Origin of the sequence: Janthinobacterium sp. SUN073 (assembly GCF_030397665.1) — a bacterium.
Taxonomy (GTDB): Bacteria; Pseudomonadota; Gammaproteobacteria; order Burkholderiales; family Burkholderiaceae_D; genus Janthinobacterium.
On record NZ_JAPUBT010000006.1, the window covers coordinates 1 to 14,057 of the forward strand.

Annotated in this window: 13 protein-coding genes; 10 read left to right on the plus strand and 3 right to left on the minus strand. The window is 59.9% G+C overall.

Annotation, left to right across the window (positions count from 1 at the left end; translation table 11 throughout):
• Nucleotides 1-495: 495 nt before the first annotated feature.
• The 3 genes from O0882_RS17040 (at nt 496) to O0882_RS17050 (ending at nt 3,957) form a co-directional block, all read left to right on the plus strand.
• Entirely contained in the window at nt 496-1,788 is a 1,293-nt protein-coding gene (locus O0882_RS17040) for a histidine kinase (protein WP_289949869.1), read from the plus strand.
• A gap of 63 nt (nt 1,789-1,851) precedes the next feature.
• Nucleotides 1,852-2,610 carry a LytTR family DNA-binding domain-containing protein gene (locus tag O0882_RS17045; RefSeq protein WP_289949871.1) on the plus strand — a complete coding sequence of 253 codons (759 nt, stop codon included), beginning with the start codon at nt 1,852-1,854 and terminating at the stop codon, nt 2,608-2,610.
• Between the two features lie 165 nt (nt 2,611-2,775).
• On the plus strand, nt 2,776-3,957 hold the full coding sequence (locus O0882_RS17050; protein ID WP_289949872.1) for a PAS domain-containing sensor histidine kinase: 1,182 nt from the start codon (nt 2,776-2,778) through the stop codon (nt 3,955-3,957).
• 51 nt (nt 3,958-4,008) lie between these two features.
• On the opposite strand, the gene O0882_RS17055 is transcribed toward O0882_RS17050, so the two are convergent.
• The 3 genes from O0882_RS17055 to O0882_RS17065 form a co-directional block, all read right to left on the minus strand.
• Nucleotides 4,009-4,956 carry a porin gene (locus O0882_RS17055; RefSeq protein WP_096234409.1) on the minus strand — a complete coding sequence of 316 codons (948 nt, stop codon included), beginning with the start codon at nt 4,954-4,956 and terminating at the stop codon, nt 4,009-4,011.
• Nucleotides 4,957-5,150: 194 nt separating this feature from the next.
• Entirely contained in the window at nt 5,151-5,801 is a 651-nt protein-coding gene (locus tag O0882_RS17060) for a class I SAM-dependent methyltransferase (RefSeq protein WP_289949875.1), read from the minus strand.
• Between the two features lie 61 nt (nt 5,802-5,862).
• Nucleotides 5,863-6,804: a CysB family HTH-type transcriptional regulator gene (locus O0882_RS17065; RefSeq protein WP_071078844.1), complete on the minus strand. Its 942-nt coding sequence runs from the start codon at nt 6,802-6,804 to the stop codon at nt 5,863-5,865.
• Nucleotides 6,805-6,964: 160 nt separating this feature from the next.
• On the opposite strand from O0882_RS17065, the gene O0882_RS17070 reads away from it, so the two are divergent.
• The 7 genes from O0882_RS17070 to cobA all read left to right on the plus strand — a co-directional run bounded on the left by O0882_RS17070 (nt 6,965) and on the right by cobA (nt 13,825).
• Nucleotides 6,965-7,738: a sulfite exporter TauE/SafE family protein gene (locus O0882_RS17070; RefSeq protein ID WP_289949877.1), complete on the plus strand. Its 774-nt coding sequence runs from the start codon at nt 6,965-6,967 to the stop codon at nt 7,736-7,738.
• Nucleotides 7,739-7,807: 69 nt separating this feature from the next.
• A complete protein-coding gene (locus O0882_RS17075; RefSeq protein WP_289949879.1) occupies nt 7,808-9,496 on the plus strand; it encodes a nitrite/sulfite reductase in 1,689 nt (562 codons plus the stop codon).
• The gene (locus O0882_RS17080) at nt 9,489-10,049 is read left to right on the plus strand and encodes a DUF934 domain-containing protein (RefSeq protein WP_289949881.1); all 561 of its coding nucleotides are present in this window, start codon (nt 9,489-9,491) and stop codon (nt 10,047-10,049) included. Before O0882_RS17075 ends, O0882_RS17080 begins: the two co-directional genes overlap by 8 nt.
• 9 nt (nt 10,050-10,058) lie before the next feature.
• The gene (locus tag O0882_RS17085) at nt 10,059-10,775 is read left to right on the plus strand and encodes a phosphoadenylyl-sulfate reductase (protein WP_289949882.1); all 717 of its coding nucleotides are present in this window, start codon (nt 10,059-10,061) and stop codon (nt 10,773-10,775) included.
• Nucleotides 10,776-10,815: 40 nt separating this feature from the next.
• Complete coding sequence (cysD, locus tag O0882_RS17090) at nt 10,816-11,727, plus strand: sulfate adenylyltransferase subunit CysD (protein WP_244199084.1); 912 nt, start codon at nt 10,816-10,818, stop codon at nt 11,725-11,727.
• Nucleotides 11,727-13,046: a GTP-binding protein gene (locus tag O0882_RS17095; RefSeq protein ID WP_289949887.1), complete on the plus strand. Its 1,320-nt coding sequence runs from the start codon at nt 11,727-11,729 to the stop codon at nt 13,044-13,046. Before cysD ends, O0882_RS17095 begins: the two co-directional genes overlap by 1 nt.
• Nucleotides 13,047-13,060: 14 nt before the next feature.
• Nucleotides 13,061-13,825: a uroporphyrinogen-III C-methyltransferase gene (gene cobA / locus O0882_RS17100; protein WP_289949889.1), complete on the plus strand. Its 765-nt coding sequence runs from the start codon at nt 13,061-13,063 to the stop codon at nt 13,823-13,825.
• The last annotated feature ends 232 nt before the right edge of the window (nt 13,826-14,057 follow it).

Here is a 14,057-nt window from a genome sequence, read left to right on the forward strand (position 1 = left end):
GCGTAGCGCCTATTTCATTATTTCTTGTGAACATTTGATATTTTAAGTTAGACGCCAATCCGAAGATTGACGCTGCACTTACATCAAATGCCCACACTTATCGACTGTTAATTGTTAAAGAACGGTATTCGGTACTGCTTTCGCGCTATCGACAAAGCGTTGTGTTTGTCAGCTGCGAAGAAGAAAGAGTATGAAGCTTTTTCAGAATTTCGTCAACCTTCTTTTTTACCCGCCTCACTCAGCATTTGCATGCATCGTTCAGCGAGGGGGCGAATTATAGCCCTGCCCCGCACGCCCCGCAAGGGCTATTTTTCCACCCTCACCGCCCAGCAAGCATTGTCTTCACTTCAAGCGCCTTTTTGTGCAGCCTGTCGCAATCGGCTGGCGTAGTTCGTGGTCTTTAGGCACAGTGGCAATATCAGACTCTGACGCTACTCAACAAGGGGTTAAACTTGCCCGCTGCGTCGATTAACTCTTGTACTTGAAAGTGCCCCCATGCTTCCGATTTCCAGCCTGCCCCAATTGTTGAAAACCATCCTCGCTTGGGTGCAACGGGCATTCGACGCGACGACAACCTGGGTTACCCAACTGTCTTGGTGGAAATTTTTCCTGTTCGCGGCGCTGGCCCTGATCGCCGGCTCCATTTTGCAAGATGAGCTGTTCTCGTCCAGCCCGGACGAAGAAGTGGTCATCAAGTCGCATAAACGCAGCAGCAAGGGCACGGGCGAAACCAATATCCTGATCGACGATACCGGCATCCATTTCAATCCCCGCAACAGCAAGAACCGGCGCAGCAGCGCGGCCGATGCAGCCAGCGATCCAGCCGATGCCGCCGAGGCGGACGTCCAAGCCAGTGCCGTACCGCCTGAGCCGCCTCAACCACCGGCCGCTCCAGCCAAACCCAGCTATCCCGTGACCACCAATGCTTCGGGGGAAGAAGTCCATATTGAATTGCCACCACAAATCGGCGAAGAGCTGTCGAATGCCATCGAAGAAGCGGTCGATGATGCTGCGGAGCAAAAAGTGTCGCGCTACCACCAGCAAGCGTCGACCTGGTTCAAGAGTTTTGTGTCTTTGCTGGTGTTGGCCCTGTTCGCCATGAAAGCCCTGGTTGGCGGCAAAAAACGTGCCGAAGCGGAAACTGTCACGGCGAATGAGGCAGCCGAACGGGAATCCATGCAGCGCCAGCTCAGCGAAGCGAAGATGCAGATGATGCAGGCGCAAGTCGAGCCGCACTTCCTGTTCAACACACTCGCCTCCGTCGAACACCTGATCCAGGTCGACCCGCCGCGCGCTGCCAAGATGCAGCGCAGCCTGATCCAGTATCTGCGCGCCGTGCTGCCGCAAATGCGCGACAACGCCCTGATTACCAACCTGGGCCGCGAAGCGGACATGGTGCAAGCGTACTTGAACCTGCTGAAAATGCGCATGGAAGAACGCCTGACCGTCGATTTCCAGATTCCAGATGGCCTGCGCAGCGCCGCGTTCCCGCCCATGATGCTGCAATCGATGGTGGAAAATGCCATCAAGCATGGCCTGGAAGTCAAGCCGGAAGGCGGCACCCTGCGCATCGTGGCGGAAGTGGCGCACAGCAAGCTGCGCGTTATCGTCACCGATGACGGCCTGGGCTTTGGCGTGGTGCCCAGCGATGGCACGGGACTGGGTTTGCCCACCATCCGCGAACGCCTGAAGCTGCTGCATGGCGACCAGGGCAGCCTGACCATCACGCCCAACCAGCCCAGCGGTGTATGCGCCGTGATCGAAGTGCCATATCAGCTGTCTAAATAAGACAGTTGATAAAAACGCTAAATCATTGAATAATCAATCTTCGCCTGTTCACACTTGAGACCTATGCCTACCGCTATTATTGCCGACGACGAAAGACTGATGCGCGACCAGCTGCGCCTGCGCCTGGGCCAGGCCTGGCCCGAACTGGAAATCATCGGCGAAGCCAAGAATGGCGACGAAGCGATCGAACTGGTGGAGCAACTCAGGCCCGACTTTGCCTTCCTCGATATCCGCATGCCGGGCAAGACGGGCATGGAGGCGGCGCAAGTAATTGGCAGCAAGACGCATATCGTCTTTGTCACGGCCTACGACACCCACGCCGTCGAAGCCTTCGAGCGGGGCGCCGTCGATTATGTGCTCAAGCCGCCCGAGCATGAGCGCTTGCTGGTGACGGTGGAGCGCCTGAAAACGCACTTGAACAAGCCTGCGCTGGACGTCAACAGCAGCGTGACGGCCATGCTGTCGCAGCTGGCGGAAAAAATCACGGCCAAACCCACCTATTTGCAATGGATACAGGCCAGCATCGGCCAGGACTTGCGCATGATCCCGGTGGAAGAGATTTTATTTTTCCGTTCGGACGAGAAATACACCTGCGTGCAAACCGCCAAGTACGAGGCGCTGATCCGCAAGCCCGTGCGCGATCTGGCCGAAGAGCTCGATCCTGCACTGTTCTGGCAAATCCACCGTGCTACCCTGGTCAACGTGAATGCCATCGAAGGCGTGACGCGCGACATCCGCGGCCGCCACCTGGTACTCATCAAAGGCAAATCCGACAAGCTCGAAGTGAGCCGCAGCTTCTTGCACCTGTTCAAGCAAATGTAAGTCGCGCGCCGCCGCCCGGCCCATGCCGGCGCGGCGCCTTGATCTCTTCCACCCCCCTTCCTGCGCCACATCAAGCCGCGCCGCCCCAGCAGGCATAGGCTACATGAAGTCCAACGCTCCATCGCTGTCTTGCCTGCCTTCGTACACGTTCGCAAGGAGAAGCCCATGCCCGACCGAGGCAGTCCCACACTGCTGCGCATCCTGCCGCTGGGCATGGCGGCGGCGCTATTGCTGTGCTTGTTTCCTCCGCTGAAAGCCCGCCGGCAAAGACAGGCGCGCGGGCAAGCCATCATCGACAGCGCCAGCGACGCCATCATCAGCATCGATAGCGGGCAATTCATCCTGCTTGCGAACGCGGCGGCAGCCAGATTGTTCGACGACACGCCGGACGGCATGCGCGGCAGGCACCTCGGCCACTACATCCTGCGCGACTTGCGCAGCCTGGGCAGGCACGAGGGCGATCCGCCGTTTGGCGACATCAGTCAGGAGCTGCGCCTGACGGGCCGGCGCGCCACCGACTACACCCTGACGGGACGGCGCAGCGATGGCGCCATGTTTCCCCTCGAAGGCTCGCTCTCGGCCATGCAAGAAGACGGCCACAGCGTATTTACCATCATCGTGCGCGATATCAGCGCGCGCCAGCAGATGCATGCACAGCTGGCCCGCTCCTTTTCACAATTGCGTGAATTGTCGAGCGCGCTACAATCCATCCGCGAAGAGGAACGCAAGCATATCGCGCGCGAACTGCATGACGACCTGGGGCAATTGCTGGCCACCCTGCGTGGCGACCTGACCCTGGTGCGCCAGCACTCGGACACCACCGGCCCCCTGCAAGCGTTGCTGCAGAGCATGGACGGCTTGCTGGTGACGGCCATCACTTCGCTGCGGCGCATCGCCAGCAACCTGCGTCCGCGCGCGCTCGATGAAGGAGGCTTGTATTTCGCGCTGCAAAAATTGCGCCACGACTTCCTGTTGCGCCGCGCCATCCATTTTGACTTGCTGGCCGACGAGGCCGACCTCGTGCTCGACGACGCGCGCAGCACGGCCATCTACCGCATCGTGCAAGAAGCGCTGACGAATATCGCGCGCCATGCCGAGGCAAGCCACATCACCATCGCCCTGCACCGCATCGATTCCTCGCTGGCGATCACCATTCAGGATGACGGCCGCGGCATTGCCGAACATGACCTGGAAAAAGCCACGGCCCTGGGACTGCTGGGTATGCGCGAACGGGTGTGGGGCTTGAACGGCAGCATTCATATCGGCGCCGATAACGAACTGGGCGGCACACGCATCGAAATCTCGCTGCCCATGCAGGCGGAAGTGATGGAAACAGCCACGTCATAACGAAAAAAGGCGCCCGCAGGCGCCTTTGTCATCCATCACATCAACGGATGCTTAGAATTTGTGTGCGATACCAACTTGGTACGAAGTCAGCGACTTGACGCGCTCGCGGCCAGCGTAAGCGTACACGTCGGTACGCTTCGACAGGTGGTAGTCGTAGCCGACGCCGAATTCCTTGATGGTGTCCTGATCCTTGACCTTGTTGTTGCTTTGCTCTTGCTTGCCATACGACACTTTGGCATCGCCGCCGCCAACCGTGTAGTTCAGGCCGATCAGGTAGGACTTGAATTCGCCGTTGGCAGCCACCTTGGTGTCGCCTTTCGAGTAGGCGGCCGTGATCTTGGCTGGGCCGAATTTATAGCCGCCACCGATGGACCACAGGTCAGGCTTGGCGGCCGTCGCCGTTGCTTGCACGGCTTTTTCGTAGCCGGCGTGCAAGCTGATCGGGCCATTGTCGTAGGTTGCCAGGCCGATGACGCCTGCGTCAGCGCTGTTGACTTCGCTCAGCACGTATTGCAGGCTGCCCACGAAACCTTCAAAGCTCGGGCTGTTGTAGGTCACAGCGTTGTTCACGCGCGACGAGCCGACGCCCGAACGCAGCAGGGTTTCATTGTTCTTGCCAACCACGCCGTAGGTGTTGAATGGGTCGACGCGGGCGATGGTGCCATCGACCAGATTCTTGGTGCGGCCCAGGATGGCAGTACCGAAAGCGCCTTTCAAGCCCACATACGCTTGACGGTCGAACAACACGCCCTTTTGCGCGCCGGTGTCGGCCAGGAATTCACTTTCCAGGTTGAAAATTGCGGACAGGCCGCCACCCAGATCTTCCGTACCCTTGAAACCGAGGCGCGACGCATTGTTTTCGCGTTGTACCGTCGGCTGGCCAGTGGTCTTGGCAATACCGAGGTCAACCAGGCCATACACGGTGACGTTCGATTGTGCTTGCGCCGTCGCTGCTGCGAAGGTGCCGATGATCAATGCTGCCAGAGTAATTTTTTTCACTTGAGATTCTCTACATTAGGTTGGACAAGTTGAGCTGCTGCTGAGCTGCTTAGCTGCTGAACCGAATCATGCCCACGAAATACTTCAACAATATGACATCGACAAGTTGTTGCTTTTTAGCACAACGCCGTGTCACATAAAAACAACAGGCGAAAAAAAACCGCCCGCAGGCGGTTTATCTTGTCGTGCCGGCCTTACTTCAGGCGGCAGCTCAGCAGCCAGTAGTATTCCAGGCGCTTCATGCGGATTTCACGGGCCGAGTGGGCAAACTTCTTGCGCAGATGACTATCCGACGGGAAATTCTTCAGCACTTCATAGCGCTCGCCCGCATCCGTCGTGCGGAACTGGTGGGTATTGCCCAGCAAGTCAGTGCGCGCGATGACCGTGCTGCTGCCATCGACATAGGAATTGTCAATCAGCACCAGCAGGATATCCTTGCCCAGCTTGTTGCGCAATTGCTTCAGGTATTTGTCCTGGTCTTCGCGCTTGACGTGCGACCACCAGAAACCGGCAAACACGGCCGTGAACTTGCCCAGCAGATCATCGGGCAAGTTGAATGCGTCGAGCTTGGCGAAGGTGACGTTGTCGGGCAAGCCGCGGGCCTGGGCCAGCGCCAGCATTTCATCGTTGATATCGGTGGCCAGTACGGACTCGGCCGACTCGGCGACCACGTCCGTCCAGTAGCCGGTACCACAGGCCAGTTCCAGCACGGTGTGGCCTTCCAGCACGTCGGCAACCTTGTCGCGCAACACTTCCAGGTCTTCCTGGCGTTCGGGCTTGTCATAGACGCGCTCGTATTGCTGCGCGATGGTGGCGTAATATTTGGCAAGCTGATCGGTAATCATTGTTTCTTCTCTTCTTAAATAATCTTGGCCAGGCACATCGCCCGGCCGACTTCATGCATTGTTATAGTTCGTAGTGCTCTTTATCTCCGCTCATCGCCTGCTCAATGAGCTTGCGGTTCAGGGTCGGCGTCAGCAACTCGATAAAGGTATAAATATAGCTGCGCAAATACGCGCCCTGCTTGACGGCCACGCGCGACACATTCATGCCGAACAGGTGGCCGACAGGGATGGAGCGCAAGCCTTTGTCGCGTTCGGCATCAAAGGCCATACCCGCTATGATACCAATCCCCATGCCCAACTCGACATAAGTCTTGATGACGTCGGCATCGATGGCTTCCAGCAAGATGTCCGGTTTCAGGCCGCGCAGCACGAAAGCGTGGTCGATCTTGTTGCGTCCGGCAAACGCGCTGTCATAGGTAATCAGGGGGAAAGCGGCGATTTCTTCCAGGGTCACGGACTTCGATTTGAGCAGCGGATGGTCGACCGGCACCACCACCACGTGCTCCCATTGATAGCAGGGCAAGGTAATCAGGCCATCGATGGCGGCGATCGATTCCGTGGCGATGGCAAGATCGGCCTGGTCGCGCTGCACCATCTCGGCGATCTGGCGTGGGTTGCCTTGCAGCAAAGATAAGCGTACCTTGGGGAACTTCAGCATGAAGGCTTGCACCACCTTGGGCAAGGTGTAGCGCGCCTGCGTATGCGTGGTGGCAATGGTAAAGCTGCCGCTGTCCTGCGCCGCGAATTCCTTGCCGATGCGCTTCATGCTGTCGATTTCCTGCATGATCAGCTCGACCGATTCCAGCACCAGGCGGCCCGGCTCCGTCAAGCCGCGGATGCGCTTGCCGTGGCGTGTAAAAATATCCACGCCCAACTCTTCCTCCAGCTCGATGATGGCTTTCGATACGCCCGGTTGCGACGTAAACAAGGCCTTGGCGGCGTCCGTCAGGTTATAGTTCTGACGGACCGCTTCGCGCACGAAGCGCAGTTGATGGAGATTCATTGCTGGTTTACCCTAGATTGCCGTAATTTGCCGAGTTTCCGCCCCACCCATGATTTTGCGTTCATGCATATACGCATATCGCATATAAGCAAATGCGTACTAAGTAGTTTGGAATAAACACTAAGTTTATTACTATTGCGGGTACTTTGGGGGTGCAAGCATGACTTTGTCTTATATAGTCTCAGGATTTGCCGTAGGATTACTCGTAGGAATGACCGGCGTGGGCGGCGGCTCGCTGATGACGCCGCTGTTAACCCTGCTGTTTGGCGTGCCGCCCTCCGTGGCCGTGGGCACCGACCTGGCGTTCGCCTCGATCACCAAGAGCGCCGGCACCCTGACGCACCGCCTGCGTGGCACCATCCGCTGGGATATCGTCAAGCGCCTGTGCATCGGCGCCCTGCCTGCCGCCGTCGTGTCGACCCTGGCGCTGAAATCATTTGGCACCCTGTCGCCGGAAATCGGCCAGATCATCCGTTACTCGATCGCCGGCTCCGTGCTGCTGACCGTGGTCGCGCTGGTTTTCAAGGGCCGCATGCTCACATGGATCAATGCCCACCCTGAAAAACAATTACAAGGAAACAAGCTTGCCGCAGCGACCATCATTTCAGGCGCCGTGCTGGGCACTCTGGTCACGATCTCGTCGATCGGTGCCGGCGCCATCGGCGCCACCTTGCTGGTGATGCTGTATCCACGCATGAGTTCGGCAGAAGTGGCGGGCACCGATATCGCCTACGCCGTGCCCCTGACGGCCATCGCCGCCCTGGGCCACTGGTGGCTCGGTTCCATCCATTGGGAATTGCTGGCCTCGCTGCTGGTCGGCTCCCTGCCCGGCATCACGCTCGGCTCCTGGGTGGCCCGCTCCGTGCCGGAGAAGTTTTTAAGAGTGCTGCTGGCGATGACCTTGACCGGCGTGGCAATAAAGCTAATCTATTAAAGACAAGAGCAGTATCCAGAACATCATCCCAGGCAGTCTTCCAGTACCCCGGCTTTTTTAGGAATTGATATGTACCATTACGATCAGTACGACCACCTCATCATCAAAGAGCGCATCGCCCAGTACCGAGACCAGGTTGCGCGCCGTATCGCCAATGAACTGACGGAAGAGGAATTCATCCCGCTGCGCCTGCAAAACGGCCTGTACATGCAACGTCACGCCTACATGCTGCGCATCGCCGTGCCGTACGGCTTGCTGTCGTCGACGCAGATGCGCATGTTCGCGCACATCGCGCGCAAGTATGACCGCGGCTATGGCCATTTCACCACGCGCCAGAACATCCAGTTCAACTGGATTGAGCTGGAACAGACTCCCGATATCCTGACGGACCTGGCGTCCGTGGAAATGCACGCGATCCAGACGTCCGGTAACTGTATCCGTAATACAACATCGGACCCGTACGCCGGTGTCGCCGCCGATGAAATCATCGATCCGCGCCCGTACGCGGAAGTGTTGCGCCAGTGGAGCACCTTCCACCCCGAGTTCATCGCCCTGCCGCGTAAATTCAAGGTCGCCATCAATGGCGCCGAGGAAGACCGCGCCGCCATCGCCGTGCACGACATCGGCTTGACGGCCGTGCGCAACGCCGCTGGCGAGGTGGGCTTCAAGGTGATGGCCGGCGGCGGCATGGGCCGCACGCCGATCCTGGGCAGCGTCGTGCGCGACTTTTTACCATGGCAGCATTTGCTGACCTACATCCAGGCCATCATGCGCGTGTACAACCTGCACGGCCGCCGCGACAACAAATACAAGGCGCGCATCAAGATTCTGTTGAAAGCCATCGGCGTGGAAGAGTTCACGCGCCAGGTGGAAGCGGAGTGGGTCGACTTGAAGGATGGCCCGGAAACATTGACGGCCGAGGAAATGCAGCGCGTGGCGGACTTTTTCAATCCGCCCGCCTACCTTGCCCTGCCGGAACTCGACTACAAGGCCGAACACGCGGACAACAAGGCGTATGTGAATTGGCTGGCGCGCAACGTCAAGCCACACCAGCGCCCCGGCTATGTGGCCGTGGTGCTGTCGCTCAAAAAAACGGGCGTGCCACCGGGCGACGCGACGGCCGAGCAGATCGATTTCGCGGCCGACCTGGCCGACCGCTACAGCTTTGGTGAACTGCGCGTGACGCATGAACAAAACCTGGTGCTGGCCGACGTCGAGCAATCGAAACTGTTCAAGCTGTGGCAGGAAGCCAAGGCGCACGGCCTGGCCACGCCGAACATCGGCTTGCTGACCGACATGATCTGCTGCCCCGGTGGCGATTTCTGCTCGCTGGCGAACGCCAAGTCGCTGCCGATCGCGGCCGCCATCGCGGAACGCTTCGACAGCATCGACTTCCAGCACGACATCGGCGAGATCGAACTGAATATTTCCGGCTGCATCAATGCCTGCGGCCACCATCACGTGGGCAGCATCGGCATCCTGGGCGTCGACAAGGATGGCAGCGAATGGTATCAAGTGTCGATCGGCGGCGCGCAAGGCAACAACGCCGCCATCGGCAAGATCATCGGACCATCATTCTCTTCCCTGCAGATGCCTGAAGTCATCGGCCGCCTGCTGCACGTCTACGTGCGCGACCGCCACGAAGGCGAGCGCTTCGTCGATACGGCCCAGCGCCTGGGCCTGGCGCCGTTCAAGGAACATGTCTATGCAACGCCGATCACGGTCGGCAACCTGGTGGGAGAAGACGAATATGTTTGAAGTACGCGAAGAAATCATCAAGAACGCCGCCGTGGTGCCAAATACCTGGGGCTTGCTGCGCCTCGATGAGACCGACACGCCGGAAACGGTGGTCGTGCCCGCCGGCAAGGTCATCGTACCGCTGCCCGTGTGGCAAGCCCAGCGCGACACCCTGGCCGCGCGCCTGCCCGACATCGGCGTCTGGCTGGCCAGCGACGAGCGCCCGGAAGAACTGGCGGCCGACGTGGCGCAACTGCCCGTCATCGGCGTGGACTTCCCGAAATTCACGGATGGCCGAGGCTATTCCATCGCCTTCAACCTGCGTGCCCGCCTGGGTTTCCAGGGTGAATTGCGCGCCATCGGCGACGTGCTGCGCGACCAGCTGTTTTCCATGCACAGGGTCGGCTTCGACGCGTATGCGACGCGCCCGGACCGCAGCATCCATGACGCTTTAAAAGGTTTGTCGGTCTTTTCGGAAACTTACCAGGCCTCGTGGGATCAGAAATCGCCGCTTTTCCGCCGTCACCAGCGCGAAGGCCAGAATCCTGACCTCGACAACGCGGCCGGCATCTGAGGACCCATCATGAGCGATTTGACTTCTTTGATTGACGCCACCGAGCAAACGCTGACACGCATCGCCGCGGAATTTGCGCCGGCCGTGTTCGCGTCCAGCCTGGCAGCCGAAGACATGGTGCTGACCGACATGATTCTCAAGGCAAAGCTGCCAATCGGCATCTTTTCCCTGGAAACAGGCCGGCTGCACCAGGAAACCCTGGCCGTGCTCGACAAGGTCAAGGCCCGCTACGACCACGACATCACCCTGTACCGCCCGCAGCCGGAAGCGGTGGCGGCCTACGTGGAACAGAACGGTCTCAATGCGTTCTACAACAGCGTGGAGATGCGCCGCGAATGCTGCCGCATCCGCAAGGTCGAGCCACTGGGCCGCGCCCTGGCCGGCAACAAGGCCTGGGTCACGGGCCAGCGCCGCGCCCAGTCCACCACGCGCGCCGAACTGCACGTGCAGGAAGACGATCCGGCGCACGCGATGACGAAATTTAATCCGCTGGCTGACTGGTCCGAGCAGGATGTGTGGGACTATATCCGCGCCAACGACGTGCCCTACAACGCGCTGCACGACCAGGGCTACCCGTCGATCGGCTGCGAACCGTGCACGCGGGCCGTGCAACCGGGCGAAGATGTGCGCGCCGGACGCTGGTGGTGGGAAAACCCGGACTCCAAGGAATGCGGCCTGCACATGGTGGACGGCAAGTTGATACGCATCAAATCCGTGGCAGCCTGAACAGACACAACAGACTCAGCAGAACAAGAAAGTACACCATATGAGCAATATTTTGAACCAGCGTCACCTCGACAGCCTTGAATCAGAGGCCATCCACATCCTGCGCGAAGTGGCGGCCGAATCGGCCAACCCCGCGCTGCTGTTTTCCGGCGGCAAGGATTCCGTCGTCCTGCTGCGTTTGGCCGAGAAAGCCTTCCGTCCAGGCAAGTTTCCATTCCCCCTCGTGCATATCGACACGGGCCACAACTTCCCGGAAGTCATCACCTTCCGTGACAAGAAAGTGGCCGAGCTGGGCGAGCGCCTGATCATCGGCTCCGTCGAAGATTCGATCCAGCGCGGCACCGTGCGCCTGCGCAACCCGGCCACGGATTCGCGCAATGCGGCGCAAGCCGTGACCTTGCTGGAAACGATTGCTGAATACAAATTCGACGCCTGCATCGGCGGTGCGCGCCGCGATGAAGAAAAGGCCCGCGCCAAGGAACGCATCTTTTCCTTCCGCGACGAATTCGGCGCCTGGGATCCGAAAGCCCAGCGCCCCGAATTGTGGGACCTGTATAACACCCGCGTGCATCCCGGTGAAAACATGCGCGTCTTCCCCATCTCGAACTGGACCGAACTGGATGTGTGGCAATACATTGCCCGCGAAAAGCTGGAATTGCCGCCGATCTACTTCGCGCACGAGCGCCAGGTGATCCCGCGCAACGGTTTATTAGTACCGTTGACGGATCTGACGCCGCCGCGCGAAGGCGAAACGGTGGAAACGCAAGTCGTGCGCTTCCGCACGGTGGGCGATATCTCGTGCACCTGCCCCGTGTCTTCCGACGCGGCGACGGTCGACGCCATCATCGCCGAGACGGCAATCACGCAAATCACGGAACGGGGCGCCACCCGCATGGATGACCAGACTTCCGAAGCCTCGATGGAAAAACGCAAGAAAGCAGGGTATTTCTAATGAACGCAGCAATCTCCAACACCACTCTCACCGACAGCGTTGAACGCGGCATGTTGCGCTTTATTACGGCCGGTTCCGTCGATGACGGCAAGAGCACCCTGATCGGCCGTTTGCTGTTCGACAGCAAGGGCATCTTCGCCGACCAGCTCGACGCCATGTCGCGCTCCAAGCACAAGCGCACGGTGGGCGACACGGTCGACCTGTCCCTGCTGACGGACGGCCTGGAAGCGGAACGCGAGCAAGGCATCACCATCGACGTGGCCTACCGTTATTTCGCCACGCCGAAACGCAAGTTCATCATCGCCGACACGCCGGGCCATGAACAGTACACGCGCAACATGGTCACGGGGGCGTCCACGGCCGACGCCGTCATCATCCTGATCGACGTGTCGAAAGTCAAACTCGGTGACGACGGCAGCGTGGAATTGCTGATCCAGACCAAGCGCCATTCGACGATTGCCCATTTGCTGCAGATCGAGCACGTGGTCGTCGCCGTCAACAAGATGGACCTGGTCGATTACGATGAAACCGTGTACAAGCGCATCGTCGCAGCCTACCGCGAATTTGCCCAGTCGCTGGGCTTGAAGGACATCACGCCGATCCCGCTGTCCGCCTTGACCGGCGACAACGTCGTCGAACGCGGCGACAAGCTGGGCTGGTACACGGGCCCGACGCTGATCGAACTGCTCGAATCGCTGTCCGTCTACGACGAATCGCACGACACGCCTTTCCGCTTCCCGGTGCAGCTGGTGGCGCGCCACAACGGCCACGAAGCGAACGACTTCCGCGGCTACATGGGCCGCATCGAAGCGGGCAAGGTCAGCATCGGCGACACCCTCGTGGTGCAGCCGTCGGGCCAGACGGCCACCGTCAAGGATATCGTCACGCTGGATGGCTCGCTGCCGACGGCCGTGGTGGGCCAGTCGGTGACCCTGCTGCTGAATGAATACCTCGATATCTCGCGCGGCGACTTGCTGGCCGGAGCGGACCGCCCCGCCACCCTGCTGAAACAGGTGGTGGCCGATGTATGCTGGCTGTCCGAAGACGCGCTGGACCTGCGCCGCAAGTACTGGATCAAGCACGGCACGAAACAGACGGCGGCAAAAGTGACGGCGATCGAGTCGATCCTCGACATCAATACGCAACAGCGCCATCCTGCCGAAGGCTTGAAGCTGAACGATATTGCGCGCATCAGCCTGAACGTGCAGCAGGCGCTGGCGGCCGACGCGTATGCCGATATCCGCGCCACGGGTGCATTCATCCTGATCGATGAAGTGACCCACCAGACCGTCGCGGCGGGAATGATTCGTCTCGACTAAGGAAAGAAAGCACCATGAACAACTCCACATCACTCCCCGGCAAGGTCTACCTGATCGGTGCCGGCCCCGGCGCGCAAGACCTGATGACCTTGCGCGGCGCGCGCCTGCTGGCGCAAGCGGACGTCGTGCTGCACGACGCGCTGGTCACAGAAGAGATGCTGGAGCTGTGTCCGCAGGCGCAAAAGATTCTGGTCGGCAAGCGCTGCGGCCAGTTGTCGACGGCGCAAGCCTTCATCAACAAGCAACTGGTCGACAACGCGCGCAAGCACGCCGTCGTGGTGCGGCTGAAAGGGGGCGACCCCATGCTGTTCGGCCGTGCCGACGAGGAGCTGCGGGCGCTGGAAGAAGCGGGCATCGCTGTCGAAGTGGTGCCCGGCATTACCACGGCCTTGGCGGCTGCCGCCGCCACCTTGCAACCGCTGACCAAGCGGGGCGTCTCGCGCAGCGTGGCTTTTTTCACATCCAGCACGGCGCCGGGCGAACCGGAGCAGACGCGCATTCCCGACTGCGATACCTTGGTGCAATACATGGGCGGACGCGAAGCCATCGCCACGGCGCAACGCCTGCTGACCCAGGGCAGGCGCGTTGACACGCCCGTGGTGGTGATTGAAAACTGCAGCCGCCCGGACCAGCGCATCGTGCGCCTGACGCTGAGCGCCCTGGCGCACGGCCTGGGCGACACCCACGGCCCCGTTCTGGTGATGCTGGGCGACGCCATGGCCACGCGCGCACACCAGGCCATCGAAGATGACACTGCTGTTCTGGCGCGCCATGCCTGAATAAATACACCGTATTTTACCGACTTTAAAGTCAGTAACCGACGTCTTCAAAAGAAACATGATACGATGCTCACGCATCTTTTCTCGAGAAGTTATTGCGTAATTGCAATGAAATTCCCGCTACACCCCGCCATAGCGCTTGCTGTGCGGCCTCCCCGTTGACGGGAACCGCGCGGCAGTCTCCCCGAAAAAAGCTGCGCCCGCAGGCTGCAATACCGCCGCCGCGCAACTT

Coding starts and splice junctions, on each gene's coding strand:
- O0882_RS17085 (WP_289949882.1), top strand. CDS start 10,059: ATGAGCGATTTGACTTCTTTGATTGACGCCACCGAGCAAACGCTGACA.
- O0882_RS17060 (WP_289949875.1), bottom strand. CDS start 5,801: ATGATTACCGATCAGCTTGCCAAATATTACGCCACCATCGCGCAGCAA.
- cobA (WP_289949889.1), top strand. CDS start 13,061: ATGAACAACTCCACATCACTCCCCGGCAAGGTCTACCTGATCGGTGCC.
- O0882_RS17050 (WP_289949872.1), top strand. CDS start 2,776: ATGCCCGACCGAGGCAGTCCCACACTGCTGCGCATCCTGCCGCTGGGC.
- O0882_RS17075 (WP_289949879.1), top strand. CDS start 7,808: ATGTACCATTACGATCAGTACGACCACCTCATCATCAAAGAGCGCATC.
- cysD (WP_244199084.1), top strand. CDS start 10,816: ATGAGCAATATTTTGAACCAGCGTCACCTCGACAGCCTTGAATCAGAG.
- O0882_RS17095 (WP_289949887.1), top strand. CDS start 11,727: ATGAACGCAGCAATCTCCAACACCACTCTCACCGACAGCGTTGAACGC.
- O0882_RS17045 (WP_289949871.1), top strand. CDS start 1,852: ATGCCTACCGCTATTATTGCCGACGACGAAAGACTGATGCGCGACCAG.
- O0882_RS17070 (WP_289949877.1), top strand. CDS start 6,965: ATGACTTTGTCTTATATAGTCTCAGGATTTGCCGTAGGATTACTCGTA.
- O0882_RS17040 (WP_289949869.1), top strand. CDS start 496: ATGCTTCCGATTTCCAGCCTGCCCCAATTGTTGAAAACCATCCTCGCT.
- O0882_RS17080 (WP_289949881.1), top strand. CDS start 9,489: ATGTTTGAAGTACGCGAAGAAATCATCAAGAACGCCGCCGTGGTGCCA.
- O0882_RS17065 (WP_071078844.1), bottom strand. CDS start 6,804: ATGAATCTCCATCAACTGCGCTTCGTGCGCGAAGCGGTCCGTCAGAAC.